Genomic DNA, 23,702 nt, shown 5'->3' with positions numbered 1-23,702 from the left:
AGCCCGACGATGGCCACGCTAGAGGCGTTCCGCTCCGTGCTCGACGACACGCGCACGCCGGAAATCATCCGCAATCACATCATCGATTCGCTGCAATACACGCTGCGCAATCACGGCCAGATCTTCACCGCGAAGGAGATCGAATGGCTGAGTACCTGGGACGACCCGCGCATTCCGCTCGCCGCGCGCAAGGAACTCGCCAAGCGCGAGCCGGCCTCGGCCGACGCGCATTGAACGGTGTTCGTGCCACGGTAGCGGCAGTTGCCGCCGCCGAGCCGCCGCAATAGACAACGCCCGCGCATGCGCGGGCGTTTTTCATGGCGAGCCGGTTTTTCTTCCGGCCCCGTATCAACCGGCCGGCCGCCCGCGCTCGCGATGCAGGCCGCCGTGCTTACTGCAGGCCGAAATCCACACGTGTGGTCGCGCCTTTGTCTTCGATGCCCTTCGCATCGAGCTTCGGCGCGACGATGAACATGCGGCCCGGATCGACCTTGCCATCCAGATACTGCCGCACGGCCTGGGCGCGCTGCTGGGCGAGGGCGCGCAAGCCGGCGTCGTCGGCCGGCGCGTGCGCTTCGAGCGCCTGCTTCATGTCGGCCTCGGGCAGCGTCTTCTGCATGCCGATCAGGTTGCGCGGCTTCTTGAAATCGGCCGCCTTGTAGGCTTCGGTCAGGTATTTGAGGTATTCGTCCGGCGCGACCTTGACTGTCATCGGATCGACGCTCTCGCCCTGCCCCACTACACCCTTCAGCTTCTGCTGACGCACCAGCCGTTCGACATAGGCCTCGCGCAGGCCCGGCAGGTCGCGCGCGGGATCGACGCGGCCGGTCAGATCGAGCCGGACCGACTGCTTCTGGGCCAGCAGTTTGGAGATCGTGTCGAGCTTCTGCTTCGAGGCATCCGTCAGCGTGGCAAGGCCCGGCGCGAATTCGACGTAGCCGAGTTCCTCGCCGTTGCCGCCAAACGCGCTGGCCAGCAGCGAGAACGGCGAGGTGATGGCCTTCTTCAGCAGGTTCAGCACCGCATGCCAGATCAGCCCGCTCACGCTGAACTCGGGGCTCGACAGCGACCCCGACACCGGAATGTTCACATCGATCTCGCCGCGCGAATTCTTCAGCAGCGAAATCGCGAGCCGCACCGGCAAGCGCGTGGCCGTGTCGTTGTCGATGTGATCGCCGAACGTAAGCTGGTCGATGAAGATGTGGTTGTTCGCGCTCAGTTGGTCGTTCGCCAGTTGGTAATGCAGATCGACGTTGAGCTTGCCCTTCGTGATCGGATAACCCGCGTACTTGGTCGAATACGGCGTGAGGTTGGTCAGCTCGATGCCGTGCGCCGAGGCCGTCAGGTCCAGCGCCGGCTTCGCGATCAATGGATTCACCGAGCCCTTGATCGAGATCGGGCCGTTGCCCTCAAGACCGGCCGCGATGTCCACCGGCGCGCTGTCGCGCGATTCGGTGCCGAACGCCCCCACCGTGCCCTGAATGTCGACCAGATCGGCCGTGTAGTTCGGCTTGATGAAGTTGTCGGTGTAGGTCACCCGGCCGCCTTGCAGCACCAGCTCGCCGAAGCGCATCCGCACCGGCTGGCTCGGCGGCTCGGCCGCCTTGACCACGACCGGCACCGAGGCGGGCAGCGGCGCGCTGGCGGCGTTCGCTGCGGCGGCGGTAACCGCCGCTTTCGACGCAGCCCCCGACGCCGGCTGCGCGCTCGCCGCCGCGACGGCCGATGCCGTAGCTGACGCCGCACTCGCTGCCCCGGGCGACAGCGGCACCGGCTCCGCGCCGCTCGCGTCGCGGGTCAGCGATTGCGCCGGGCCGGTTTGCTTGGCCACCACGTCGCTGAGATTCAGGCGCCCCTGCGCATCGAGCAGCACGCGGCCGTAGAAGTTTGCGAACGTCACCCGCGCGGCATCGACATCCACGCCCTGCGCGCTGTCGTAGTTCGCCTTCAGGTTCGACAACCCCAGCAAGCGCCAGCCCGCGAACGGATCGGAGGTGGCCTTGTCGAGCATCCGCACATCGACCAGCGCCACGTCGCCGCGATACGCCGCCTTCGTCGCCGCCTTGTTTTGCGACACCGCCAGGTTGCCCTTCGCATTGAGCAGCGCGCTCGCGACCGTGGCATTCAGCGCGCCGCCGAAATACGGTTCGAAGGCCGCCGCGTCGAGCCGGTTGCCGTCGATGCGCAGATGCGCGTCGAGCGGTGTGGCCGTGATGTCGCCCGTGACCGCGAACGTGCCCTTGCGATTCAGCGTGGTGCGCAGCGAGAGCGGCAGCGGCTTCGACAGGTCGTCGGTGATCGGCCCGATCTTCGCCTGCAGCGGCGCGAGCGCCAGCTTGACCGGGCGCGGCGTGGACAGATCGGTAAAGCCGGCCTTCGAATCGGTCAGGTTCAGTTCGCCGATGCGGTAATGCCACGGCTCGGAGGCGGTGGCATTACCGCCCTTGGCGTTCGCGGCCGACCGTGCGGGCTTGGCGGGAGCGGCCAGTGAGGCCAGGTCGATATCGCCGTTCTTGAGCCGCGCCGCATCCACGGCGAGGCCGTTCACGTCGACGCTGGCGATGTCAGCATTGCGCGCCGCGACGTCGATGCGCTGCACGTTCACCGTCGCCTTCTGCAACGTCAGCACCGGGGCCTTCGCATACGGCGCGCCGACCTTCAGCGCGCTCAGCGTCAGCGTGCTCGGTCCGACATTCGCCGCGAACGGCGCCTTCGACCAATCGGCGAACGCATCGACCGACGCACCGAGCTTGCCGTCGATCAATTTGGCCGAGGTCGCGCCCGACAGATACGGCACGAGCGCCGGCAGCGCCAGCGCGTCGAGCGTCAGATGGCCGCCCGCCTGCTGCTGCGCGAGGCTGAAGGCACCGGCCGCGCTGAACGCGCCGCCCTGTGCCAGCGTGGTCGACACCCAGAACTTCGCCGGCTGACGGCCCTGCAGCGTGAAACCGGACAACGTGGTCTTGAGGTTCGCCAGCGTGAGCGCGGCGGCGGGCGCGACCGACGCATCGCTGACGCGGATCGTGCCGTCGTCGATCGCGAGGCGCGCCACCGTGAGGTCGAGCGGCTGGGGTTTGGCCGCCTGTTTCGTCGCGGCGGCTGCGCTGGCCGCACCGGCCGACGCCGCCACCGGCTTGTCGGCCACGCTGCCCGGCTGCGACGCCGCCAGCTTCTGCACGTTCAACACGCCCGCCGCATCACGCGACAACGTGACGACCGGCTTCACGACACGGATGTCGCTGAAATGCAGCACGTTGCGCAGCGGTTCGAGCGACGCGGCGTCCAGATGCAATTGCTGCGCCGCGAACAACGGCCGGCCAGCCGGATCGCTCACGTTCGCATCGGCCAGATCGACGGTGCCCGACACGCGCAGCGCGGGCGCCTCGCCGTCGATCGAGAAGCGCACGGCCAGATCGCTCGACAGCCGGCCCGACGTCACCTCCACCGGCAGCTTCGCCGGCGCGTAGGACAGCAGCTTCGGCACATCGAGGCCGTCGAACTTCAGGTTGATTTCCGACTCGCGCGACTGCGCGAACGGCTTGGTCTTCCCGTCGATCGCGATCGGGCTGCCATCGAGGCGCAACTTCAGCGTGGGCTGCACGAAGATGTTCGTCTTGGACGGCAGCGTGGCGATGAACGGCACGCCGAGCGACCATTGATCGATCGTGTGCGCGGCGCCGAGCAGACGGTCGTCGAAATCGATGCGCCCGTTCGTCACCTGGATATTCGACACCGAGAAGCGCGCCGGCCCCGACGACGACGGCGTGGAGGAGGGCTTCGAGAACTTGTCGACGATATCGCTGAAATTGAAGCGTTGCGCGTCGTAGCGAACGATATGGAAGCGCGGGGAATCGATGCGCACTTCGTCGACGATCGGCGCGCCGCGCAGCAGCGACGACCACGCCGCGCGCACGGTGAGCTTGCCGATCTCGACGAACGAACCCTGGCCGCTGCGCTCGCCGAGGTGCACGCCGTCGGCCTCGAGCCGCAGCGTGTAGGGGTTCAGCGAGATGCGCGCGATGCTGGCCGGGCGGTCGAGCTGGCGGCTCAGTTGCTGTTCGGCGAGATGGCGGATCAGCGGCGGCGCGGCGAAGAAACCGAGCAGGCCGAACACGGCCAGGAACGCGACGATACCGAGCGCCACACGCTTCGTGCGACGCGAGCGGGCCACGCCGCCGAGCCGCTGCGCGACGGAGGAACGGGATGTTTCAGGCGGGTTTTTCCGAATGCTGGACATGCTGAGTACCGTTGTGACGACGGCAGAATGCCGTCTGCAAAATCGGGACGGGAAGCCCGGCTTCCGGAAGTATAGGCGGTCGGCGGGGCGCGGCGGTGTCGAGGGGGAACGGAGGTGGAGGGAGATCAAGGGGCGGGAGCGGGGGCGCATCTACTCCTACTGGCTGTCTGCCCCACCGATTAGCCAAGCGCGTCGCGCTGGAGTTCGTGGGTCCGGCACTCGGCGCATTAAGCGCGTAGCGGTTGGCTTGCATCACTTAGATGCCTGTTATGCACATTCAAAAATACTGGGCAGCGCGAGCGAGCATCAGCGAGACAAAGACGACGAAGTGCAAACCAGCCAGAGTTTCAGGCAGACGCTCGCAGTCACGCGCCAGCCTGCGAAAGCAATTGAGCCAGCCGAAGCTACGTTCGACCACCCAGCGTCGCGGCAAAAGCACAAAGCCTTTCTTCGCCTCGGGTAGTTTGACCACCTGCAACTCGATGCCTTCGACTCTCGCGGCCGCTGCCGCATCCTTGCCGGTGTAGCCCTGATCTGCGAAAGCGAGTTTCACCGTTTTTCCCGTGGCTTGCTGGACTTGTTGCGCTAGTTCCTGGACCTGAGCGCGCTCTTGCTCGTCGGCTGGCGTGATGTACACGGCCAACAAATGTCCCAATGTGTCGACAGCAATATGCGTTTTGCTGCCATGCTTGCGTTTGCAACAGTCGTATCCTGCGCGCGGACCGCTCTTGCATGTGGATTGAAGCGTGCGCCCATCGAGAATGACAGCGCTGGGTTGGCCCTGGCGCGCCTGCGCGACGCGAATGATCGAGCGTAGATCGTCGGTCATCGGTCATCGCTTCAAAACACCCGGCGCGAAGCCATCGTTGTGTCTGCTGATAAACAGCTTCCCACGGTGGAAAATTGGTCGGCAGTAATCGCCACGGCGCTCCCGCGCGCGCCAGCCAGCGCAATGCGTTGTACAGCTCTCGCAGTTCATATTGTCGCTGCGGTGCGTCCTCTTTCATCAAGGTCAGATAGGGCGCCACGAAGTCCCATTCTTCATCCGTTACATCGCTTGGGTAGCGTGGCATTTTTTCCATCCCTCCTCGACCGATATAAGCTAGAAAAGTGCATAACACGCTCTAACCAATGGCACTTTTCCTGCCGCCTAGTTCACCTATCGCGCTGTTGAGCGTCAGTTGCCTCAAGATACCGAATTGCTCTATACCCAGTGTTTCTTTTAGGAGACTCATCATCGTCGCCACGGCAATTTCTTTGTTAGCCTCTTCGCCGTTCCAATTCCCCATCGCCAACAAATCTGAAAAAGCTTTGTACATGCGATTGATAAGTTCCGCTCGATTCGGAACGCTCGCCGCTAGCTCCGAAGCCGATAGCTGCGCATCGGCTCCCATCTGCCTTAGTACTTTCTCGAATTTTTCTAGAAGAGCATTAATGTCGTCCGGAACCCAGAGCGACCAGCGCGTACGAAGGCGCAAAAGTTCGGCCGAATAGGTGAGCGCATTCTTGTGTGGACCTGTTTGAATTATTCCCGCTAACACCTCACGGAATTGTGTTGTGTACTCTTCGCAAAATTGCATGTACCTGTCAAATGCCACAATTGCCATATGTGATCCCGCTGTATCGAACGCACGACTGATAGCATCCCTACGCGTTGCGTCAGCGCGATTCCTATGAGCGATCACCAATGCGACACCTTGGGCAATTGCCGCACCTAAAACAGTCCCGATAAACCCAATCAGGGCCACGTAAATACCACCAGTTGCTATCGTCGAAACACCGCTGACAGCCACGGCACTCGAAGCGACAACCGCCGAAGCCGACATTCCTATCCCCTCCTCATTTTCAGTTGCGTGGATGCTGTGCGAATTCGCGCCGTCAGAGTCATTAATCGACAAACCCTCAGCCGAGGTTCATAAGCTATGCACCGCCGGCTGTCGGGAGTCTTTGCAGGTTCCCTACCCTCACGAGAAGATGCCTCATCAAGGTCCGCCTAGCTGGCATTTCCCATTTACCCATTCGCGCCACGATTCACTTGATCAACCGCATCCCCGCGACCTTCGAGGCCGTCACGTCAAACGTAGCCGTGTACTCACACGCCGCAACATGCCCCGACCGCTCGATCAGGCAGTCCGCGAAATCCGCCTTCTGCGACGCGACGAAAACGCGAAGTGCCTTTCGCACCGTGTCCGCACCTTCGACCACCAGTTCTTTGGTGGCGATCATCGAGTCGATGATATTTTTCATCTGTTCGCGCTCGACGCCGTAGCAACGCCCCAGGACCCACACGACCTCGACCAGCGCGATTTGCGAAATGTACCCCGGCCGCTCGGCCGACAGCGACTCCATCAGCATGGTCGCCTTCTTCGACTGCGCGGCATCGTCCTGGGCGAAGTAGCGGACCAGCACGTTCGTATCCAGTCCGATCATCGCGCAGATGCTCCCTGCTGCGCGACGGCCATGTTCATGTCCTCGATCGACACCGGTTTTGCGGGCTTCTTCACGATACCCTTGAGCGACGCCAGCGATTGCGTGGCGGGATAGACCTCATACCGGCCGGTCGCCTCGTTGAAGCTGAATTCGATCCGGTCGCCGGACTCCAGACCAAGCTGATTGCGCACGTCCACCGGGATCGTGACCTGGCCCTTTGAAGTCATCGTTGCTGTTGTCATGGCGACACCTCCTTTACTCCTTACTTTATGGTAAGGAATTTGGAAAAGCAAGCGTGTCCCAAGCGCGCCGCACCACTAAAAACACCCATGTTGACTCACGTCACTCGCCGAGCCCCTCGCGCCACCCGCCCCGCCGCCAAGTCCCACGCCCCGCTCCCCACCGTCTTCAACACCACCGCCCCGCCCTTTTCCACACCGTCGCGCACCGCCGCGCCGATCGTGCGCACCTGCGACCAATCCGCGCCGGACTGAATCAGGTCACCGGCCTCGGCGCGCGCCGCCTGCCGGTCGTCGACGAACACGCGGCTCGCGCGAATCGTCTGCGCCCCGATCTCCGCCGCATCGGGCGTGAACGTGCCCACGCCGATCACGAGCCGGTTCTCCCTGGCAGCCTCGGTATACACAGGCACTTTGCTGGTCGTCGCCATGACGACCGTATCGACCTCGTCCGGTATCGCGCCACCGCCCGCCGCCGCGCCAGCCAACCCCGCCACGATCACGCCCTGCTGCGCGAGCCGCGCGCAAAACGCCGCCTCCGTTTCCGCACTGCGCCCCCGCACCCAAAGCCGCGCCGCCGGATACAGGCTGTGCATCGCCAGCGCGTGCGCGTGCGCCTGCTGCCCGGTGCCGACGATCAACATCGCCTTTGGCTGCGACGCATGCAGCACGCGCACGCCGAGCATCGACAACGCCGCCGTGCGACGCGCGGTGACGGTCGGCCCATCGAGGATGAACTCGGGGCGGCCCGTCTCGCCGTCGCACACGGTCACGGCGCCGAAGATCGTCGGCAGGCCGCGCTGCGCGTTGCCGGGCGCGACGCTCACCAGCTTGTGGATCGCCACGTCGCGCGCGCTGGCCGGCATCGACAGCAGCACGCCATCCGCGCCGAGCGGCACGCCGACGCGCACGGGCGAATGAATCTCGCCGGCCTCGTGCTGCACGCTGGCTTCGGCCAGCGCATCCACGAGCGTCTTGAAATCGAGCAGCGCCGCCGTCGCCGCGGCGTCGAACACGGGAATCGAACTCATCGAGGTTGCCTTGATCGCGTGGAAGAAGAAGAAGAAGAACGGCTCGCGCCGGCGATGACCGCCATCAGAAGCGGCCGGCGCGGAACGGCGTCAGATCGACGGCAGGCGTTTCGCCGGCCATCCGCTGCGCGATCAGCTCGCCGGTCAGCGGGCCGAGCGTCAGGCCCAGATGCTGGTGCCCGGTGGCGACGAACACGTTCCGCACCACCGGCAATGCGTCGATCATCGGCAGATAATCGGGCAGCGTCGGGCGGTCGCCGAACCAGCGCGTCGCGATCTCGGGCCGCGGCTCGGACGGGAACAGCGCGCCGAACTGCCTCGCGAGCATCTCCGCGCGGCGCCAGTCCGGCGCCTCGGGCGGCCCAAGCTCGACGGTGCCGGCCAGCCGGATGCCGTCCTGCATCGGATTGCATGTAAAACCGCGCTCGACGAAGCTGACCGGCACCGAAATCGCCGCGCCCGACGGTTGCGCAAGCTGGACGTGATAACCGCGCTCTCGCGTGATCGGAATCCGGAAGCCGAGTGTTTGCGCGAGCACCGCGCTGCTTGCGCCCGCCGCAATCAGCAGCTTGCCGAACTGCCGCGTGTCGCCGCCGATGCGTACGCTGACGCGACCATCGCCCAACGGGCGAATCTCGCTGACGGGCGCCTGCACGAACCGCGCGCCGGCCGCGATGGCGGCATCGACAATCCGCATCACGGCCAGCCTCGGGTTCGTGATCGACGCCATGCCGGGGAAATACCGCGCGTGGCTGATCCGCTCGGTCAGCGTCGGCAGGTAGTCGCGGCGAACCTGCGCCGCGTCGAGGTTGCGATAGGCCACGCCATGGCGATCGAGCAGGCGCAGATGCCGGCGCTCCTGCCCGGCGTCGGCCGGCCTCTCGAACACGTAGAGCGAACCGATGTCGCGATACAGGTCGTTCAGGATCGGCTGCGCGAGCAAACGCCGCCAGGCGGCGGCGGCCATCGTCACGATGCTGGCCAGCGATTCGGTATTGCGTCGGAAATTCGCCGGCAGCGATTGCCGGGCGAACGCGGCCATCCACGGCGCCATCTTCGGGATGCCACGCTTGTGCAGCTTCAGCGGGCTGTCGGCCTGCAGCAGCATGCGCGGCATGCCCGCGAGCGTGTCGGGGCTCGCCAGCGGCGCGACGTGATCGACGGCGATGATGCCGGCATTGCCGAACGAACACCCGCGCCCCGGCTCGCCGGCGTCCGCGAGGTGAACGCGAAAGCCCCTTGCCGTCAGGTTCAGCGCAGCGTTCGCGCCGATGATCCCTGCGCCCACCACCAGAATGTCTTCCATGGCCTGCCGCGACGAGTCATAACGATTCGCCCGATCCTAGCCGAACAATTTCCGATAAGAAACAAAATATCCGATCGGGACATCCCGAATCTCGCAGGCCCGGTCAGCCGCTCACGGCGTTGTACGCGCCGGCCTGCTCCAGCAGCCAGCCCCGGAACGTCTCCAGCGGCCGGCCGTGGCTCAACTCGGTCGGATAGACGAGGTAGTAGGAAAACTGCACGGGAAACGTCGCATCGAACGGAATCACCACGCCGAGCTGCTCCAGCTTGCCCTCGACGAAGAACTTCGGCACCAGCGCCACGCCCAGCCCGGCCGCCGCGCCCGCGATCAGCATGGTGTGCAACTCGTAGCGCACGCCCTGCATCGTCAAGGAATCCTTGATATCGAAGTTCTCGAACCAGCGCGGCCACGCATCGGGGCGCGTGGTGGAATGCAGCAGCGGGTAGTTGAACAACTCGTGCGGCTTCCTGACGGGCTTGCTCAACAGCGCGGGCGAGCACACCGGCACCACTTCCTCGCCGAACAGGTAATCGGACGTGGTGCCCGGCCAGCTCGGCTTGCCGTAATGGATCGCCGCCTCGAAGTGGGTTTCCTCGAACGGAAACATCTCGGTGCGCACGCCCATGTTGACGCGCACGTCGGGCGCGCGATCGTTGAAATCCTTCATGCGCGGAATCAGCCATTGCGACGCGAAGGTGGGCAGCACGGCCAGTTCGAGATACCCGCCGCCGCTGCCGTGCGCGATGATCGACAGCGTGTCGCGGTCGAGCGTCTCCAGCGAACGCCGCACCTGCGTGGCGTACAGCCGCCCGGCCCGCGTCAGCACCACGCGCTGCTTCGAGCGCACGAACAGGCGCACGCCGATCTGCGATTCGAGCGTGGCCACCTGGCGCGAGATGGCGCTTTCCGTCAGGAACAGCTCCTTCGCCGCATAGGTGAAGCTCTCATGCCGCGCCGCCGCTTCGAAGGCCATCAACGCGCTGAGGTTGGGGATCTTGAATTTGCGCATGGTTGTTCATAAAAGTCATCAACTGGCAATTTAATCTCGCTTTACGAGGCATGCAAGCGCCTCAATAATGCTGATCACGCAAGATTCGGCCTGCATCGGCGGGCCGCCCCTTCCCCTCGATCCCCTCGCCGAAAGGCGGAACGGCACTGTGAGATACGCGATGCGCAATGCGAATGTAGAGCGGCTTCTGGCCCGGCTGCTCGGCCAGGACAAGACCGACGCCCTGTTCTCCACCCTCAACGCCCCGGCGCTGCTGGCCGATTGGGAAGACGGCACGGTCACGCGCGCGGAGCTGGCGCAGGCCATGAACATGGCGCTGTTCGAGGATCTGCTGCAACGCTCGGAAAACGGCCGCATCTACACGCGCGAAACGATCGCCAACGGCGGCTCGGTGTTCTTCGATCACGGCGCGCTGCGCACGGTGCGCTGGGCGCAAAACGGCGCGCTGCCGCCGGGCGAGGCGGCGTTCACGCGCATCCTGCGCCCGCTCGGCTTCAAGCTGAACGGCCGCTACCCGCTCGACAAGCTCAAGATGACGGGCCGCGCCTACGCGCACGAAGATGCACCGGACGAAATCGCGCAGTTCTTCGTCAGCGAATTGCATCCGGAGCGCTTCTCGGCCGAATTCCAGCAGGCGGTCACCCGCATCGTCAGTACCTCGAAAGATCCGCTGACGCCGCTCGCGGTGTCGCAACTGTCGGAACTGGAGCGCGACGGCGCGCTGCCGATCGAGGCGGCCGAAGCGCTGCTGCCGGTGATCGTCGGCGCGTTCGCGCGCCAGCACGACGTGCCGTCAGAATCGGACTACGAAACGATCCTGCTCGAATCGGCCGAAATGGCCTGGATCTCCACTGAAGGCAACGCCTTCAATCACGCGACCGACCGCGTGGCCGACGTGTTCCGGCTGTCCGACGACGAGAAGGCCAAAGGCCGGCCGATGAAGCCCGAGGTGGAACGCTCGCGCTCGGGCCGCGTGTTCCAGACGGCCTACCGCGCCGACACCGTGGAGCGCCCGTTCCGTGCCGCCAACGGCGAGCTGGTCACGCGCAAGGTGCCGGGCTCGTTCTACGAATTCATCACGCGCAAGCGCAGCTTCGAGCGCGAGACGCGCCGCTGGGAAACGGACCTGCGCTTCGATGCGGGCAATGCCACCGGCATCTTCAAGATGACGGCGAACGCTGCGCAGGAAGCGGCCGGCGGGAGGTAAGGAAAGAAGGTGCGCGGCCGGCGTCGCTCAGGCGCGCGGCTTGCCACGCGAGGCCGGCGATTTGACTTCCGCGCTGTACGGCGCGGTGTCGCCGCCTTCGTTGATCAGCCACAGCACTTCGGCGTCCTGCTTGCTGGTGGACACGGCGGCGTGGCCGGTGCGGCTGTCGAAATAGATGCTGTCTCCCGCTTCGAGCACGGTCGGCGAATACAGTTCGGAATACAGACAAACCTGCCCGCTCAACACGAACAGGAATTCCTCGCCTTCATGCCGGCCCCATTCGGCGAACGCGTCGAGCGAGTGCGCCGTGATGCGGATCCGGAACGGATACATCGACTTCTGCGCCAATTCGGTGGCCAGCAACTCCATCTCGTAGCAACCGGCCGAATGCGGCTGGCCCTCGCCCTTGCGCGTGACCGCGCGGCGGCCGCTCGCGCGCGGCTTCGGCGTCGAGCCGAACAGTTCGCCGAGATCGATTTGCAAGCCGTGGACGATCTTCTGCAACACGTCGAAGGTGGGCGACATCGCGCCGTTCTCGATCTTCGACAACGTGGAGCGCGACACGCCGCACACGCGGCTGGCGGCTTCGAGCGTGTAGTCGAGATGCTGGCGGGCGGCCTTGACGCGCTTGCCCAGTGCGGAGGACGCGCTCTCTACGGGCTTCAGGGCAGGGGTGTCCATGCGGGGAAACGAAGATAGGTGAAATTCGGGGCTGTTTCCAATACTACCATTGCGCCAGCACCGTCTTGCCTGACCGAGCCCGCCCCGTTTCCCATCCGAAACAGCGGCCCGTGAACGCGCGGCTCGTCGCGATCGTCGACAGGCTGGCCTGGTACTGCGCATCGAACATCGCGTCGAGCCGACGCCGGTTCGACGGCATGCGCGGGTCCGTCGCCAGGACCACCGAGATATCGTGCGCCAGCGTTTGCAGCAGCAGGCGCAGCATTCGGCAGCGCCGCAACGTCGAGGCGAAGCTGTAGGCCTCGCGAAACAGGCGCATGCGCACGGCGCGGCTTTCCACGCCAAGCTCGCGCGATACCTCGCTCAAGGCCCACGCGTGGCCGGGCCACAGAAACATCTGCTGCGCGAGCGTCCTGCCGAACGGAATGCAGGACGCGTTGCGGGATGCGCTGTCCGCTGCCGCGAACGCCTCGCGCAATGCACCCCAATCGGGGCCACCGAGCAGCGCGCCGGCCGGGCAGGATTCCAGAGTTAATGTGCCAGACGCACAACCGTCCTCGCCCGGCGTCAACGAAACCGTGAACAGCGTCTCGGCCGGAATGCGCCAGCCCGGCCCGTGCGCGCGCTTCGCGAGTACCGCTTCGGCCTCCACTGCGTGCACCCCGGCGTGCTGCGCCCAGTCGATCGGGAACGGGCAGCGCAGGTGATGCAGGCGCAGCGGTCTCGCTAGCGAAAAGCTCAATTTCATGGGGTCGGGCGGCGGATTGAGTGCGCGCGGCGCAGCGAAGAACGAACCGGCGAGGCAGCGGAATCGTACCGGAGATCGGTGCGCGAAAACATTGATTTGAACGCCGAGGCTGCTCGCACGACAGGCCCCGCATGCGGGTATGTCCCGAACCCGCAAAATCGCGGCGAACGTGCCCCGCTCAGGCCCGATATACCAGGGTTGATGATCAAACCGCATCATGTATCGAATAGATATCGTTTGATCGCACGGTTTTGGTTTTGGAGAATCGCCTCAACTTCTTCGCCGGGGAACGGGCTGGCGCAGCGGAAAGCCCGGGAGCGGCGCTCCCGATCATCGACTCTCAGCATCAGGAACGCTTCCATGCCCTTCTGTTTTTGCACTCGTCGCCGCGCGCTCGCCATTGCCCTGTCCGGTCTGTTCGTCGCGGCCGCGGCCCAGGCGCAGGAAGCCGTCATCAAGATCGGCGTGGCGGCGCCGCTCACCGGCGGCGCGGCGGCGTACGGCAAGGACATCGAGAACGGCGTGCGGCTCGCGGTGGACGAGGCCAACGCCCGCCACCCGCAGGTCGCCGGCAAGCCCGTGAAATACGTGGTGGCCCCGCAGGACGACCAGGGCGACCCGCGCATCGGCGTGCAGGCCGCGCAGCAACTGGTGGACGACAACGTGGCGGTGGTCATCGGCCACTTCAATTCCGGCACGACGCTGCCGGCCTCGCGCATCTACGCCAAGGCCGGCATTCCGATGATCACGCCGGCCGCCACCAATCCCGCCATCACGCAGAGCGGCCTGAACTCGGTGTATCGCGTGATCGCCACCGACACGCAGAACGCCGGAAACGCCGGCCACTACGCGGCCACGGTCACCCAGGCCAAACGCATCGCGATCATCGACGACCGCACCGCGTTCGGCCAGGGCGAAGCCGACGAGTTCGAGAAGGCCGTGAAGGCCGCGGGCGGCACGATCGTCGCGCGCGATTTCACCAACGACAAGGCCGTGGATTTCAGCGCGCAACTGACCAAGATGAAGGGCGCGAACGCCGACCTGGTGTTCTTCGGCGGCCTCGACACGCAGGCCGCGATGCTCGTCAAGCGCATGCGCCAGCTCGGCATGAAGGCGCAGTTCCTGGCTGGCGGCGGCGTGATGGACGCGAACTTCCTGAAGATCGCCGGCGACGCGGCCGAAGGCGCGGCCGTGTGGGAATACGGCCAGCCGCTCGCCACGCGCCCGAAAGGCAAGGCGTTCGAAACAAAGTTCAGGCAGAAATTCGGCATGGACATGCTGGCCTACGCGCCGTTCGCCTACGACGCCACCTACATCGCGATCGCGTCGATCGAGAAGGCGAACTCGGCCAAGCCGGCCGACCTGAACGCCGCGCTGAAATCGACCGATTTCAACGGCATCACCGGCACCATTGGCTTCACGGCCGGCGGCGACCTCAAGAACCCCAGCTCGACGCTCTATCAGGTCAAGAACGGCGCCTGGGCGCCCGTGACCACCCGAGCGGCGAACTGATGCACGGCACCTGCATTTTTTTGTTACCGATGCGAAGCAATCGGGTGTGCGAAGCCGCGTTTTATGGCGCGTTGTCGCGCCCGGAACGCGCGTGTATAGTTTCCAAGCTTACTCATTTCTCCTATCGGAAACACAAGGATTGATACCGTGACGCCTTCGACCATTCTTTCCAAGCTGGACATTGCCCATCTCGCGGAAGCGGGCGACATCGCCGTGCATTCGCCGATCAACGGCGAACTCGTCGGCCGCGTCGCGAGCCAATCGGTGGCCGACGTGGACGCCGCGCTCGCCAAGGCGCACGAAGCGTTCAAGGCCTGGCGCGAGGTGCCGGCCCCGCGCCGCGGCGAACTGGTGCGCATCCTCGGCAACAAGCTGCGCGAGCAGAAGCAGGCGCTCGGCAGCATCATCACGCTCGAAACCGGCAAGATCCTGCAGGAAGGCCTGGGCGAAGTGCAGGAAATGATCGATATCTGCGATTTCGCGGTGGGCCTGTCGCGCCAGCTCTACGGCCTGACCATCTCGTCGGAGCGCCCGGGCCACCGCATGGCGGAAACCTGGCACCCGATCGGCGTCTGCACGGTCATCTCGGCGTTCAACTTCCCGGCCGCCGTGTGGTCGTGGAACGCCGCGCTCGCGCTGGTGTGCGGCAACGCGGTGCTCTGGAAGCCGTCGGAAAAGGCCCCGCTGACCGCGCTGGCCGTCGACCGCATCCTGCAGGATGCGCTCAAGGAATTCGGCGACGCGCCGGCCGGCCTCACCGCCGTCATCAACGGCGGCCGCGACGTCGGCGCGAAGCTGGTGTCCGACCCGCGTTCGAGCATCGTCAGCGCCACCGGCAGCACCGAAATGGGCCGCGCGGTGGGCGTGGAAGTGGCGCGCCGCTTCGGCCGCTCGATCCTCGAACTGGGCGGCAACAACGCCGGCATCGTCACCGGCACGGCCGATCTCGAACTCGCGCTGCGCGGCATCGTGTTCTCGGCGGTCGGCACCGCCGGCCAGCGCTGCACCTCGCTGCGCCGCCTGTTCGTGCACGAGAGCGTGTACGACACGGCGGTCGAGCGCCTCAAGACGTTCTACGGCAAGGTCGTGATCGGCAACCCGCTCGAACAGGGCGTGCTGATGGGGCCGCTGATCGACGAAGCCTCGTTCAACCGCATGCAGGCCGCCCTCGAAAAAGCCAAGAGCCAGGGCGGCAAGGTGTTCGGCGGCGAACGTCACACGGTGGCCGGCAACGAGAAGGGCTTCTACGTGCGCCCGGCGATCGTCGAAATGCCGTCGCAAACCGATATCGTGCTGACCGAAACCTTCGCGCCGATCCTCTACGTGCTGAAGTACAGCACGTTCAACGACGCCATCGACGCGAACAACGCCGCGCACCACGGCCTGTCGTCGTGCGTGTTCACCACCGACCTGCGCGAAAGCGAGCGCTTCCTGTCCGATTCGGGCAGCGATTGCGGCATCGCCAACGTCAACATCGGCCCGAGCGGCGCGGAAATCGGCGGTGCGTTCGGCGGCGAGAAGGAAACCGGCGGCGGCCGCGAATCGGGTTCGGATGCGTGGAAGGGCTACATGCGCCGCGCGACCAACACGGTCAACTATTCGTCGGCGCTGCCGCTCGCGCAAGGCATCGACTTCAACCTCGACTAAACAGCCGCGCCGGGTCGACAGCCCGGCTGGAGGGGGACGCCGCACGCCCCCTCCAACCCCATCCGCTCCATCGCCATTCAGCATTTTGATCGATCGATCCGGATGCAATCATCAGTCATCCTGAATTCTCCAATGTGGAGCCAGACGTGAGTTCTCAAGTCGTTATCGTTGGCGGCGGCGTGATCGGCAGTTCCATCGCTTATTTCCTGCGTGCGTCGGACCCGACGGTGTCCGTTACCGTGATCGAGCGCGACCCGAGCTATGCGCGCTCGTCGTCGGCGCTGTCGGCCGCGTCGATCCGGCAGCAGTTCTCCACGCCGCTGTCGATCCAGATGTCGCTGTACGGCATCGCGTTCCTGCGCGAGATCGGCGGGCTGCTCGAAGTGGACGGCCACCGCCCGCAGATCGAACTGCACGAAGGCGGCTACCTGTTCCTCGCCACGCCGGCCGGCGAAGCCATCCTGCGCGAGAACCACGCGCTCCAGCAAAGCCTCGGCGCGGACATCGACCTGATGCACGCCGACGCGCTGAAGGCCAAATTCCCCTGGCTCAACGTGGACGACCTCGCCGCCGGCGCCTACGGCCGCAGCGGCGAAGGCTGGTTCGACGGCTACGGGCTGGTGCAGGCGCTGCGCAAGAAGGCGCAGGCGCTCGGCGCGCGCTACGTGGCCACCGACGTGACGGGCCTCGTGCTCGACGGCCGCAAGGTCACGCACGTGGTGGACGCCAAGGGCGAACGCTACGCGTGCGACACGCTGGTCAACGCGGCCGGCGCCTGGGCGCGCAAGATCGCCACCCTGATGGGCATCGAGATTCCCGTGCATGCGCGCCGCCGCAGCATCTTCAACGTGTCGTCGCCGGCGCGCCTGGCGCACAGCCCGCTGCTGATCGACCCGACTGGCGTGTACTTCCGCCCCGAGGGCAACACCTACATCACCGGCACCTCGCCGTCGCCGGACAACGATCCGGACGACCTGCCGCTCGACGAGGTCGATCACGCGCTGTTCGACGACGTGATCTGGCCGACGCTCGCGCATCGCGTGCCGGAATTCGAGGCGCTGCGCGTGGAGAATTGCTGGTCCGGCTACTACGAATACAACGTGTTCGATCACAACGCGATCATCGGCTACCACCCCGACATCGACAACTGCGTGTTCGCCAACGGCTACAGCGGGCACGGCCTGCAGCAGGGGCCGGCCACCGGGCGCGGCGTCAGCGAGCTGATCCTGTCGGGCCGCTACGGCTCGCTCGACCTGTCGTCGCTCAGTTGGGCGCGCGTGCTCGAAAACCGCCCGATCGTGGAGCGCAACGTCGTCTAGCCTTCCCCACCCGCCTTCCTGATCGACCGACATGTACGCATTCACCGCGCCGTTCCAACACCCCACGGGCTCGCCGATCCGGGAGCTGTTCAAATACCTGAGCGTGCCCGGCATGATTTCCTTCGCGGGCGGCTACCCGGCCAGCGACCTGTTCGACGTGGAGGGACTCGGCGAGGCGTCGGCGCGCGCGTTTCGCACACCGGTGCGCTGCCTGCAATACGGCCCGACCGACGGCCTGCCCGAGTTGAAGCAGCAGTTGCTCAAGCTGATGGCACAGCGCGGCGCGGCCTGCGCGCCCGAGGAATTGCTCGTCACCACCGGCTCGCAGCAGGGCCTCGACCTGCTGCTGCGCGTGCTGGTCAGCCCCGGCGACGTGGTACTCACCGAGCAGCCGGCCTATCCGGCCACGCTGCAGGCGCTGCGCTTGCAGCAGGCGCGAATCGTGACCGTGCCGGTGGACGGCGACGGCCTCGACGTGGCTGCGCTGGCCACCCTGCTCGATTCGGGCGCGGTAGCGGCGCCGCGCCTGCTCTATACGGTGCCGACCTTCGCCAACCCGACCGGCGCCACGCTGTCGCGCGCGCGTCGCATCGCACTCCTGAAGCTTGCCGCGCAACACCGCTTCGTGATCGTCGAGGACGACCCCTACGGCGACCTGCGTTTTTCGGGCGAGGCGTTGCCGTCGATGCTTGCGCTCAGTGCCGAGGTGCCCGGCTCGCGCGACTGGATCGTGCATTTCGCGAGCCTTTCGAAGATCGTCGCGCCGGGCTTGCGGGTGGGCTGGAGCGTCGCGCCGGCCGAGATCACGCGCCGCTGCGTGGTGGCCAAGCAGACGGTGGACCTGTGCAGCGCGCCGTGGCCGCAGGCCACCGCCGCCGAATATCTGGCCGACGGCGCGCTCGATCGCCACCTGCCGCGCATCACGGCCGCCTATCGGCGCAAGAGCGAGGCGCTGTGCGGCGCGTTGCGCGCGCAGCTCGGCGAGGCCGTGGCGTTCCACGAACCGCAGGGTGGCATGTTCGTGTGGGCGCGCATGGCCGACGTGGCCGCCGACGCGCTGCTGGCCCGCGCGATCGAGAACAAGGTGCTGTTCGTGCCGGGCAAGGCGTTCTATGCGGACCAGGTCGATCCGCATGCGCTGCGCTTCTCGTTCGCCGCGCCAGGGGTGGAGGAAATTCAGGAAGGAGCGGGCCGGCTCAGGCGGGCTTACGAGGAAGCGCGTTCGGCCGGTTGAGCTTTGCAAGCCGAGAGCGACCGCGATCGGCACGTGCTTCGTCGTTCTATCGCACTTGTGCGCGATGCCCCGTAGCGCCGTTTTGCGCCGCCGCGCGCGGCTTGCCGCGCTGAAGCAGATAGACCCCCGCGAAGATCCCCACCATCGCCGCCAGATCGAGCACCTGCGCCGTCTCGTGCCCGATCGACACGCCCAGCACCAGCGCCACGACTGGCGGGATGTAGGTCACGCCCGACGCGGCCACCGCGCCGAGCCGCCCGACGATGAAGTAATACAGGATGTAGGCCACGCCCGTGCCGGTCAGCCCGAGGCCCAGCACCAGCCCGAGCGCGGCGCGCGTGTCGTGCTCGATGGCCGAGATGCCGTGGAAATCGGTCACGCCGCTCAGTACCGCCAGCGCGAAGCCGATCTGCCAGGTCGACAGCGCCAGCGGCGACAGGTCGAGGCCCGACAAATACCGGCGCGCATAAACGAACGAACAGCCCACGCTGAACGAGCCGGCCACCATATACGCCACGCCGGCCAGGTTCACGCCCGCACCGTGCGCCCGCCACGGCTGCGCGATCATCAGGACCCCTGCGAAACCGCAGGCGATGCCGATCAACATCCGCGCCGTGGGGCGTTCCTGCCGCAGCAACGCCCACGCGGCGATGAACGCGAACACCGGAATCGCCCCGCTCAACATGCCGGCCACGCTCGAAGGCAACAGCGCCGCGCCCTTCGCGAACGCATAGTAGTAGATCACCGTGGCCAGCAGCGACATCACGAGGAAATGATGCGCGTGGCGCAGGTGTCGCCATTTCAGATCGCCCCGGATCAGTGCCGCGACCAGGATCGGCAGGAATCCGAACAATGTGCGGAGGAACACGATCTGCATGGTGGAGATATCCACGCTCGCCCACTTCATGAACAGGAAGTTGGTGCCCCAGATGAGGCCGAGCGCGACGAAGGCGAGATAAGCGGGATTCATGGCGGCGGGTTCGAAGGATTGTCGTGCTCCGGATTGTCGGGATTGCGCCGATGCGGTACAAACCATATAAATTCCGCCATGACATAGAAAAACTTCATCATGAAACCCGTTCCGCCGATGAAAGCCTTGGTAGCCATGGAAGCCGCGATGCGCCTGGGCAGTTTTACTCTTGCCGCGCAGGAGTTGAGCGTGACGCCGGGGGCGGTCGGCCAGCAGATCCAGAAGCTGGAGGACTGGCTCGGCATCGCGCTGTTCGTGCGGCAGATCCGCCAGGTCACGCCCACCGCCGAGGGGCGCGCCTATTTCGCGCGCATCCAGCCCGCGCTCGCGGAAATCGTCCAGGCGAGCCGGCGCGTGCGCGAGCGACGCAACCACAGCCTGCGGATTTCCATGCCGCCGAGCTTCGCCGCCAAGTGGTTCGCGCCGCGCATGGCCGACCTGTTGCAGGCGCATCCAGGCATCGCATTGAGCCTGTCCACGTCGGTCGCGATCGTCGATTTCGAACTCGATGGCGTCGATCTGGCCGTGCGTCACTTCGATGGCATCGACGCCAATCTGGCGGTCGAGCGGCTCTGCGCCGATGCGGCGCACGCCTATTGCAGCCCCGCCTATGCGAAGCGCCTGAAGCTCAAGCGCCCCGGCGACCTCGTTACCGCCACGTTGCTGCACAACACGCTGCATCCGCACTGGCACGCGTGGCTGGCGCGCTTCGGCCCGCTCGACGACGCTGGAATCGACGCCATCGCCGGCATCCAGTTCGATCAATCGCTGATGGCGATCGAGGCGGCCGTGCGCGCGCAAGGCGTGGTGCTGACGAGCCCGGTGCTGGTGGAAGCGGAGTTGGCGGCAGGCACGCTGGTCGAGCCGTTCGACGCCGCGCTGCCGTTGCCGAACGGCTATTACCTCGTGCATCCGCGCACGGAAGCGCTGCCGCCGAGCGCGGCGGCGCTGAAGGCGTGGATGATCGCGAGCATGGCGGCGGGCGCGGGCAATTAATGCGCGGCCATCGAGATCACGGCCGCAGCAAGGGCCCGGCCTTGCGCTCCAGCAGCGCGATCAGCTCGGGCTGCATGTACGCGTAGTTGTCCGGAATATCGAGGCAGACCACACGCTTGCCGCGCAAGTGCGCGGCGAACGCCTTCGACAACTTTGCCTTGTGCGAACGTTCCATCACGAACACGATCTCGGCCCACGCGAGATGCTCGGGCGACACGGGTGTGTCGGCATCGGGCGCCAGGCCGGCCGAATCGGTTTCGACGCCGGGCCATCCGGCGAACACGGCTTCGGCGGTGGGGCTGCGCAGCCGGTTGCGGCTGCAGATGAAGAGGGCGCGGGTCAAGATGCGGGGCTTGGGCTGGCGTGCGGCGCGTCGCTCGCCCGCAGGCTGGCGGTTGCCTTCGGTTGCAGCAGGACACGCCCGAGCATCGTGGCGCCGCCCTGCCTGCCCCGCAGCGTATGGACATAGCGATGGTCTCCAGCGAGACCATGCAGTCGATCCACGCACGACGGACCGGGCAACATCCGGCGAGCCCTTCGCGGCCTCGAGGCGAATTGATTTCTCCTCGTGCGCGGAACGGCACCCCTCAACGCTTGATCACCGCCGGCGGCTGCCACGTTCCATCGGTCGCTTCCGGCTTCGGCGCATACAGCCGCAACGCGAGCCGGAAATCGGCGCGCGGCGCGGGCAGCCAGTTCGCCGCATGCGCGCGGCCCGGCGAAGCGGCCGACACGACGATGTCGACCGAGCCGTCACGGTTGCGCTGCAGCCGGTCGTAACCGCCGATCGAGCGGCGCGCCTTGCCGACGTCGGGCAACGCGCCCTCGGCCGTGTACGGCGTCAGCGACCAGAACGCGCGCACCGGCGGCAGGTCGCGCGACGCGAAATGCAGCACGTAGCGGTTCGCGCCGTTCAGCGTGTTGCCGTCGTTGTCGGCGGCTACCACCGCCACCGTTTCGTCGTCGCGCGTGCCCGTGCCGAAGCCGGTGGCCGCCGCGTAGGCGCGCAACGCGTAATCCTGGCCGTAATGGCCGGCGTCGCCGCCGAGCCAGTGCCAGCCGTCGGCCGACAGCACGTTCGCCGGCGGCGCGGTCAACCGCGTGCGCGCATCCTCCACGCCGCGCGTGGCCGCCGCCAGCTTTTCGCCGCTCCAGTCCACCGGCGTGCCGGGCTGCAAGCCGATCTCGTCGAGCACCTGCGCGACGTGCGGGTCCGCTTGCGGCGGCGGATTGTCGTGCAGCGCGGCCGCGAAGCGCGAGAAGAACGCCTTCGCGTCGAGCGCGGCGACGCGATCGGCCGCGGTAGCCGCCGTGGCGGCATCGGCCGGCGTATCCGCAAGCTTGGCGGCATCCTTCGCGGCCTTCGCCTCGGCGCGCGACGGCCGCGCCGAATAGGCCGACAGCGGCGTCACGCGCACCGCGTGCTGGCGCCGCCGCGCTTCGGCCAGATCGCGGCCACCACCGGTGCGCACCTGCACGCCGATCCACGCGTACTGCGACGGCAGGTCCACGCGCCGCACGTTGGCCGGCAGCGTGCCGTGGAAATCGGGGCCGACGAAGGCAATCGTTTGCCCTCGCCCGACCGTATCCGCGCCCGACGACCACGCCACGTTGGTCCACATGTCGAGCACGCGCACGTCGAGATAACGGCCGCGCGCGTCGGGCAGCGACACGATCGCCGGCTCGGCGCTCACGTCGAGCCAGCCGCTCGCATCGAGCGTATCGACGCCCGGCAGCGGCGGATTGATCGCGCCGGGCGCGGGCAGCGCGGCGTCGTAGCGCAGCGTGTTGTAGGGCGTCGCGCCCCCGCCGGACGTGGCGGCCTCCCGCGCGACATCCATCATCACGAGCGGGTAGGCATACACATAGGAATCGGCGACTTCGCTGCGCATCCAGCCCGTCTTGCTGGCGACGACGTCAGGCTGTTGCTGCCGCTGCGAAGCGCAGCCGGCCAGCAACACGAGAACGGCAGCCGCGCCGGCGCTGAGCCGGGCGGCAAAAATTTGGCGAGAGATTGTCATTGGTTTGGGCGCACGGCGCAGCCTGTTCCGGCTGCACATGTTGACCGGCAGCCGATACGCGCGGGTCTTCCTCGTAGCGTGTGGCGGGCTGCATTCGACGCGTCGAACGGCGTGCATCGTACCGCGCGCATTGCAACAAAAACAGTGTGAATGCACACCTTATCCGGGGTCGAAGCGCATTGCATCCTAAAAACACGACAATCCGATGAAAACGATACCGATTGATGAAATAAGCACACGCATGCTCGAAGCAGCGCGCGACGGCCGCGGCCGCTGGGCGCCGGAAGGAAGCCATCGGCGAAATCGCGCACAATGAGCGTTCGCTTCCTTCTCCCAATCCGCTCATGACTCTTCTCGATCCCGCCGGCATCACGAGCTGGCACGCGCATATCTACTTCGACGCCGCGAGCCGCGACGCCGCCTGGGCCTTGCGCGAGACGATCGGCGAACAACTCGGCCAGCGCGTGCAGATCGGCCGCTTTCACGAGCGCCCGGTCGGCCCGCATCCGATGTGGTCGTATCAACTGGCGTTCGAAGGCGCCGAGCTGACGCCCGTACTCGGCTGGCTGGCGCTGAACCACGGCGCGCTCGACGTGTTCGTCCACCCGAACACCGGCGACGCGCTGCGCGACCATCGCGATTCGGCCGTCTGGATCGGCCGTTCGCACAGCTTGCGGCTCGAGGCCTTGTTAGGCTGAATCGAGCTTGTCGGCATTTCCATCCCTTGTCAGGAGTTCACACGATGTCATCCGAAATTCAATTGGTCGCCGTTCTGCAGGGTGCCCCGGGCACCGGCGATGCGCTCGCCGAAGCCGCCCAACGCGTCGCCGGCCCGAGCCGCGAGGAAGCCGGCTGCCTCGCCTACATCCCCTACCGCGACACCGATCGCGCCGACCGGATCGTCTTCATCGAACGCTGGCGCGACCGCGACGCGATCGCCCAGCACGAGCGCACGCCGCATTTCCAGGCGTTCGCGGCAACCGTGAAACCGCTGCTGGCGGAGCCGCTGCATATCTCGCTCCTCAGCGAACTGGGCGACTGAGGGGCGTCGGCCCCGGTTTGTCGATTCGTCGGTTTGCCGATTCGTCGATAAAACGCTTGACCTTCCCATCATG

22 protein-coding genes and 1 pseudogene are annotated in these 23,702 nt (G+C 66.2%); 9 read left to right on the top strand and 14 right to left on the bottom strand.

The genetic code is table 11. The features are described from left to right. The first annotated feature begins 9 nt into the window (after positions 1–9). Positions 10–234, top strand: coding sequence for a hypothetical protein (locus AB4851_RS06090; protein ID WP_414440417.1), 225 nt, complete (start codon positions 10–12; stop codon positions 232–234). A 157-nt stretch (positions 235–391) separates the two neighbouring features. Here AB4851_RS06090 and AB4851_RS06085 read toward each other — a convergent pair whose 3' ends face one another. The 8 genes and pseudogenes from AB4851_RS06085 to AB4851_RS06050 all read right to left on the bottom strand — a co-directional run bounded on the left by AB4851_RS06085 (position 392) and on the right by AB4851_RS06050 (position 10,252). Further along, complete coding sequence (locus tag AB4851_RS06085; RefSeq protein WP_414448867.1) at positions 392–4,237, bottom strand: DUF748 domain-containing protein; 3,846 nt, start codon at positions 4,235–4,237, stop codon at positions 392–394. Positions 4,238–4,514: 277 nt separating this feature from the next. Next, positions 4,515–5,310, bottom strand: a pseudogene (locus AB4851_RS06080) (IS5 family transposase). 51 nt (positions 5,311–5,361) lie between these two features. Further along, entirely contained in the window at positions 5,362–6,063 is a 702-nt protein-coding gene (locus AB4851_RS06075) for a hypothetical protein (RefSeq protein ID WP_414448866.1), read from the bottom strand. A gap of 205 nt (positions 6,064–6,268) precedes the next feature. Beyond that, positions 6,269–6,667: a PIN domain-containing protein gene (locus AB4851_RS06070; protein ID WP_414440419.1), complete on the bottom strand. Its 399-nt coding sequence runs from the start codon at positions 6,665–6,667 to the stop codon at positions 6,269–6,271. Next, positions 6,664–6,909 carry an AbrB/MazE/SpoVT family DNA-binding domain-containing protein gene (locus tag AB4851_RS06065; RefSeq protein ID WP_414448865.1) on the bottom strand — a complete coding sequence of 82 codons (246 nt, stop codon included), beginning with the start codon at positions 6,907–6,909 and terminating at the stop codon, positions 6,664–6,666. The genes AB4851_RS06070 and AB4851_RS06065 overlap by 4 nt, the downstream gene beginning before the upstream one ends. 95 nt (positions 6,910–7,004) lie before the next feature. Next, positions 7,005–7,937: a bifunctional Delta(1)-pyrroline-2-carboxylate/Delta(1)-piperideine-2-carboxylate reductase gene (gene lhpI / locus AB4851_RS06060; RefSeq protein ID WP_414448864.1), complete on the bottom strand. Its 933-nt coding sequence runs from the start codon at positions 7,935–7,937 to the stop codon at positions 7,005–7,007. Between the two features lie 64 nt (positions 7,938–8,001). After that, positions 8,002–9,243, bottom strand: coding sequence for an NAD(P)/FAD-dependent oxidoreductase (locus tag AB4851_RS06055; protein WP_414448863.1), 1,242 nt, complete (start codon positions 9,241–9,243; stop codon positions 8,002–8,004). A 103-nt stretch (positions 9,244–9,346) separates the two neighbouring features. Continuing rightward, positions 9,347–10,252 (bottom strand): LysR substrate-binding domain-containing protein, encoded by a 906-nt coding sequence (locus AB4851_RS06050; RefSeq protein WP_414448862.1) that lies wholly within the window; start codon positions 10,250–10,252, stop codon positions 9,347–9,349. Positions 10,253–10,412: 160 nt separating this feature from the next. On the opposite strand from AB4851_RS06050, the gene AB4851_RS06045 reads away from it, so the two are divergent. Next, the gene (locus tag AB4851_RS06045; protein ID WP_414448861.1) at positions 10,413–11,459 is read left to right on the top strand and encodes a DUF1338 domain-containing protein; all 1,047 of its coding nucleotides are present in this window, start codon (positions 10,413–10,415) and stop codon (positions 11,457–11,459) included. 27 nt (positions 11,460–11,486) lie between these two features. Here AB4851_RS06045 and AB4851_RS06040 read toward each other — a convergent pair whose 3' ends face one another. From AB4851_RS06040 to AB4851_RS06030, 3 genes are all read right to left on the bottom strand, one after another. Beyond that, positions 11,487–12,140, bottom strand: a complete 654-nt coding sequence (locus AB4851_RS06040; protein WP_414440425.1) for a helix-turn-helix domain-containing protein — start codon at positions 12,138–12,140, stop codon at positions 11,487–11,489. 43 nt (positions 12,141–12,183) lie between these two features. Further along, entirely contained in the window at positions 12,184–12,882 is a 699-nt protein-coding gene (locus AB4851_RS06035) for a hypothetical protein (protein WP_414448860.1), read from the bottom strand. A gap of 221 nt (positions 12,883–13,103) precedes the next feature. Then, entirely contained in the window at positions 13,104–13,250 is a 147-nt protein-coding gene (locus AB4851_RS06030) for a hypothetical protein (protein WP_414448859.1), read from the bottom strand. Between AB4851_RS06030 and AB4851_RS06025 the strand changes: the two genes are divergently transcribed. From AB4851_RS06025 to AB4851_RS06010, 4 genes are all read left to right on the top strand, one after another. Beyond that, the gene (locus tag AB4851_RS06025; protein WP_414448858.1) at positions 13,249–14,400 is read left to right on the top strand and encodes a branched-chain amino acid ABC transporter substrate-binding protein; all 1,152 of its coding nucleotides are present in this window, start codon (positions 13,249–13,251) and stop codon (positions 14,398–14,400) included. The two genes, AB4851_RS06030 and AB4851_RS06025, sit on opposite strands and share 2 nt — an antisense overlap. Before the next feature lie 147 nt (positions 14,401–14,547). After that, positions 14,548–16,047: an aldehyde dehydrogenase family protein gene (locus tag AB4851_RS06020; protein WP_414448857.1), complete on the top strand. Its 1,500-nt coding sequence runs from the start codon at positions 14,548–14,550 to the stop codon at positions 16,045–16,047. A 146-nt stretch (positions 16,048–16,193) separates the two neighbouring features. Beyond that, positions 16,194–17,366, top strand: a complete 1,173-nt coding sequence (locus AB4851_RS06015; RefSeq protein WP_414440429.1) for an NAD(P)/FAD-dependent oxidoreductase — start codon at positions 16,194–16,196, stop codon at positions 17,364–17,366. A 31-nt stretch (positions 17,367–17,397) separates the two neighbouring features. Next, positions 17,398–18,600 carry a PLP-dependent aminotransferase family protein gene (locus AB4851_RS06010; RefSeq protein ID WP_414448856.1) on the top strand — a complete coding sequence of 401 codons (1,203 nt, stop codon included), beginning with the start codon at positions 17,398–17,400 and terminating at the stop codon, positions 18,598–18,600. A 46-nt stretch (positions 18,601–18,646) separates the two neighbouring features. On the opposite strand, the gene AB4851_RS06005 is transcribed toward AB4851_RS06010, so the two are convergent. Beyond that, entirely contained in the window at positions 18,647–19,570 is a 924-nt protein-coding gene (locus tag AB4851_RS06005; RefSeq protein WP_414448855.1) for a DMT family transporter, read from the bottom strand. Between the two features lie 99 nt (positions 19,571–19,669). Here AB4851_RS06005 and AB4851_RS06000 point away from each other — a divergent pair, with 99 nt between their 5' ends. Then, positions 19,670–20,566: a LysR substrate-binding domain-containing protein gene (locus AB4851_RS06000; RefSeq protein WP_414448854.1), complete on the top strand. Its 897-nt coding sequence runs from the start codon at positions 19,670–19,672 to the stop codon at positions 20,564–20,566. A 16-nt stretch (positions 20,567–20,582) separates the two neighbouring features. Here the strand turns inward: AB4851_RS06000 and AB4851_RS05995 are convergent, their stop codons facing one another. Next, positions 20,583–20,909: a low molecular weight protein tyrosine phosphatase family protein gene (locus AB4851_RS05995; protein ID WP_414448853.1), complete on the bottom strand. Its 327-nt coding sequence runs from the start codon at positions 20,907–20,909 to the stop codon at positions 20,583–20,585. 244 nt (positions 20,910–21,153) lie between these two features. Next, a complete protein-coding gene (locus tag AB4851_RS05990) occupies positions 21,154–22,587 on the bottom strand; it encodes a DUF1254 domain-containing protein (protein ID WP_414448852.1) in 1,434 nt (477 codons plus the stop codon). Between the two features lie 344 nt (positions 22,588–22,931). On the opposite strand from AB4851_RS05990, the gene AB4851_RS05985 reads away from it, so the two are divergent. Then, positions 22,932–23,285: a DOPA 4,5-dioxygenase family protein gene (locus AB4851_RS05985; protein ID WP_414448851.1), complete on the top strand. Its 354-nt coding sequence runs from the start codon at positions 22,932–22,934 to the stop codon at positions 23,283–23,285. Between the two features lie 44 nt (positions 23,286–23,329). Beyond that, complete coding sequence (locus AB4851_RS05980) at positions 23,330–23,629, top strand: putative quinol monooxygenase (RefSeq protein WP_414448850.1); 300 nt, start codon at positions 23,330–23,332, stop codon at positions 23,627–23,629. Positions 23,630–23,702: the final 73 nt, after the last annotated feature.

Origin of the sequence: Burkholderia sp. 22PA0099 (assembly GCF_047497165.1) — a bacterium.
Classification (GTDB): domain Bacteria; phylum Pseudomonadota; class Gammaproteobacteria; order Burkholderiales; family Burkholderiaceae; genus Burkholderia.
The sequence above is the reverse complement of the archived record's forward strand: the minus strand, read 5'-3'. Positions and strand labels throughout refer to the sequence as shown.

Excerpts from the sequence above, each read along its gene's own strand:
- AB4851_RS06090 (WP_414440417.1), top strand. The coding sequence starts at position 10 with ATGGCCACGCTAGAGGCGTTCCGCTCCGTGCTCGACGACACGCGCACG.
- AB4851_RS06085 (WP_414448867.1), bottom strand. The coding sequence starts at position 4,237 with ATGTCCAGCATTCGGAAAAACCCGCCTGAAACATCCCGTTCCTCCGTC.
- AB4851_RS06075 (WP_414448866.1), bottom strand. The coding sequence starts at position 6,063 with ATGTCGGCTTCGGCGGTTGTCGCTTCGAGTGCCGTGGCTGTCAGCGGT.
- AB4851_RS06070 (WP_414440419.1), bottom strand. The coding sequence starts at position 6,667 with ATGATCGGACTGGATACGAACGTGCTGGTCCGCTACTTCGCCCAGGAC.
- AB4851_RS06065 (WP_414448865.1), bottom strand. The coding sequence starts at position 6,909 with ATGACAACAGCAACGATGACTTCAAAGGGCCAGGTCACGATCCCGGTG.
- lhpI (WP_414448864.1), bottom strand. The coding sequence starts at position 7,937 with ATGAGTTCGATTCCCGTGTTCGACGCCGCGGCGACGGCGGCGCTGCTC.
- AB4851_RS06055 (WP_414448863.1), bottom strand. The coding sequence starts at position 9,243 with ATGGAAGACATTCTGGTGGTGGGCGCAGGGATCATCGGCGCGAACGCT.
- AB4851_RS06050 (WP_414448862.1), bottom strand. The coding sequence starts at position 10,252 with ATGCGCAAATTCAAGATCCCCAACCTCAGCGCGTTGATGGCCTTCGAA.
- AB4851_RS06045 (WP_414448861.1), top strand. The coding sequence starts at position 10,413 with ATGCGCAATGCGAATGTAGAGCGGCTTCTGGCCCGGCTGCTCGGCCAG.
- AB4851_RS06040 (WP_414440425.1), bottom strand. The coding sequence starts at position 12,140 with ATGGACACCCCTGCCCTGAAGCCCGTAGAGAGCGCGTCCTCCGCACTG.
- AB4851_RS06025 (WP_414448858.1), top strand. The coding sequence starts at position 13,249 with ATGCCCTTCTGTTTTTGCACTCGTCGCCGCGCGCTCGCCATTGCCCTG.
- AB4851_RS06030 (WP_414448859.1), bottom strand. The coding sequence starts at position 13,250 with ATGGAAGCGTTCCTGATGCTGAGAGTCGATGATCGGGAGCGCCGCTCC.
- AB4851_RS06010 (WP_414448856.1), top strand. The coding sequence starts at position 17,398 with ATGTACGCATTCACCGCGCCGTTCCAACACCCCACGGGCTCGCCGATC.
- AB4851_RS06005 (WP_414448855.1), bottom strand. The coding sequence starts at position 19,570 with ATGAATCCCGCTTATCTCGCCTTCGTCGCGCTCGGCCTCATCTGGGGC.
- AB4851_RS06000 (WP_414448854.1), top strand. The coding sequence starts at position 19,670 with ATGAAACCCGTTCCGCCGATGAAAGCCTTGGTAGCCATGGAAGCCGCG.
- AB4851_RS05990 (WP_414448852.1), bottom strand. The coding sequence starts at position 22,587 with ATGACAATCTCTCGCCAAATTTTTGCCGCCCGGCTCAGCGCCGGCGCG.
- AB4851_RS05985 (WP_414448851.1), top strand. The coding sequence starts at position 22,932 with ATGACTCTTCTCGATCCCGCCGGCATCACGAGCTGGCACGCGCATATC.
- AB4851_RS05980 (WP_414448850.1), top strand. The coding sequence starts at position 23,330 with ATGTCATCCGAAATTCAATTGGTCGCCGTTCTGCAGGGTGCCCCGGGC.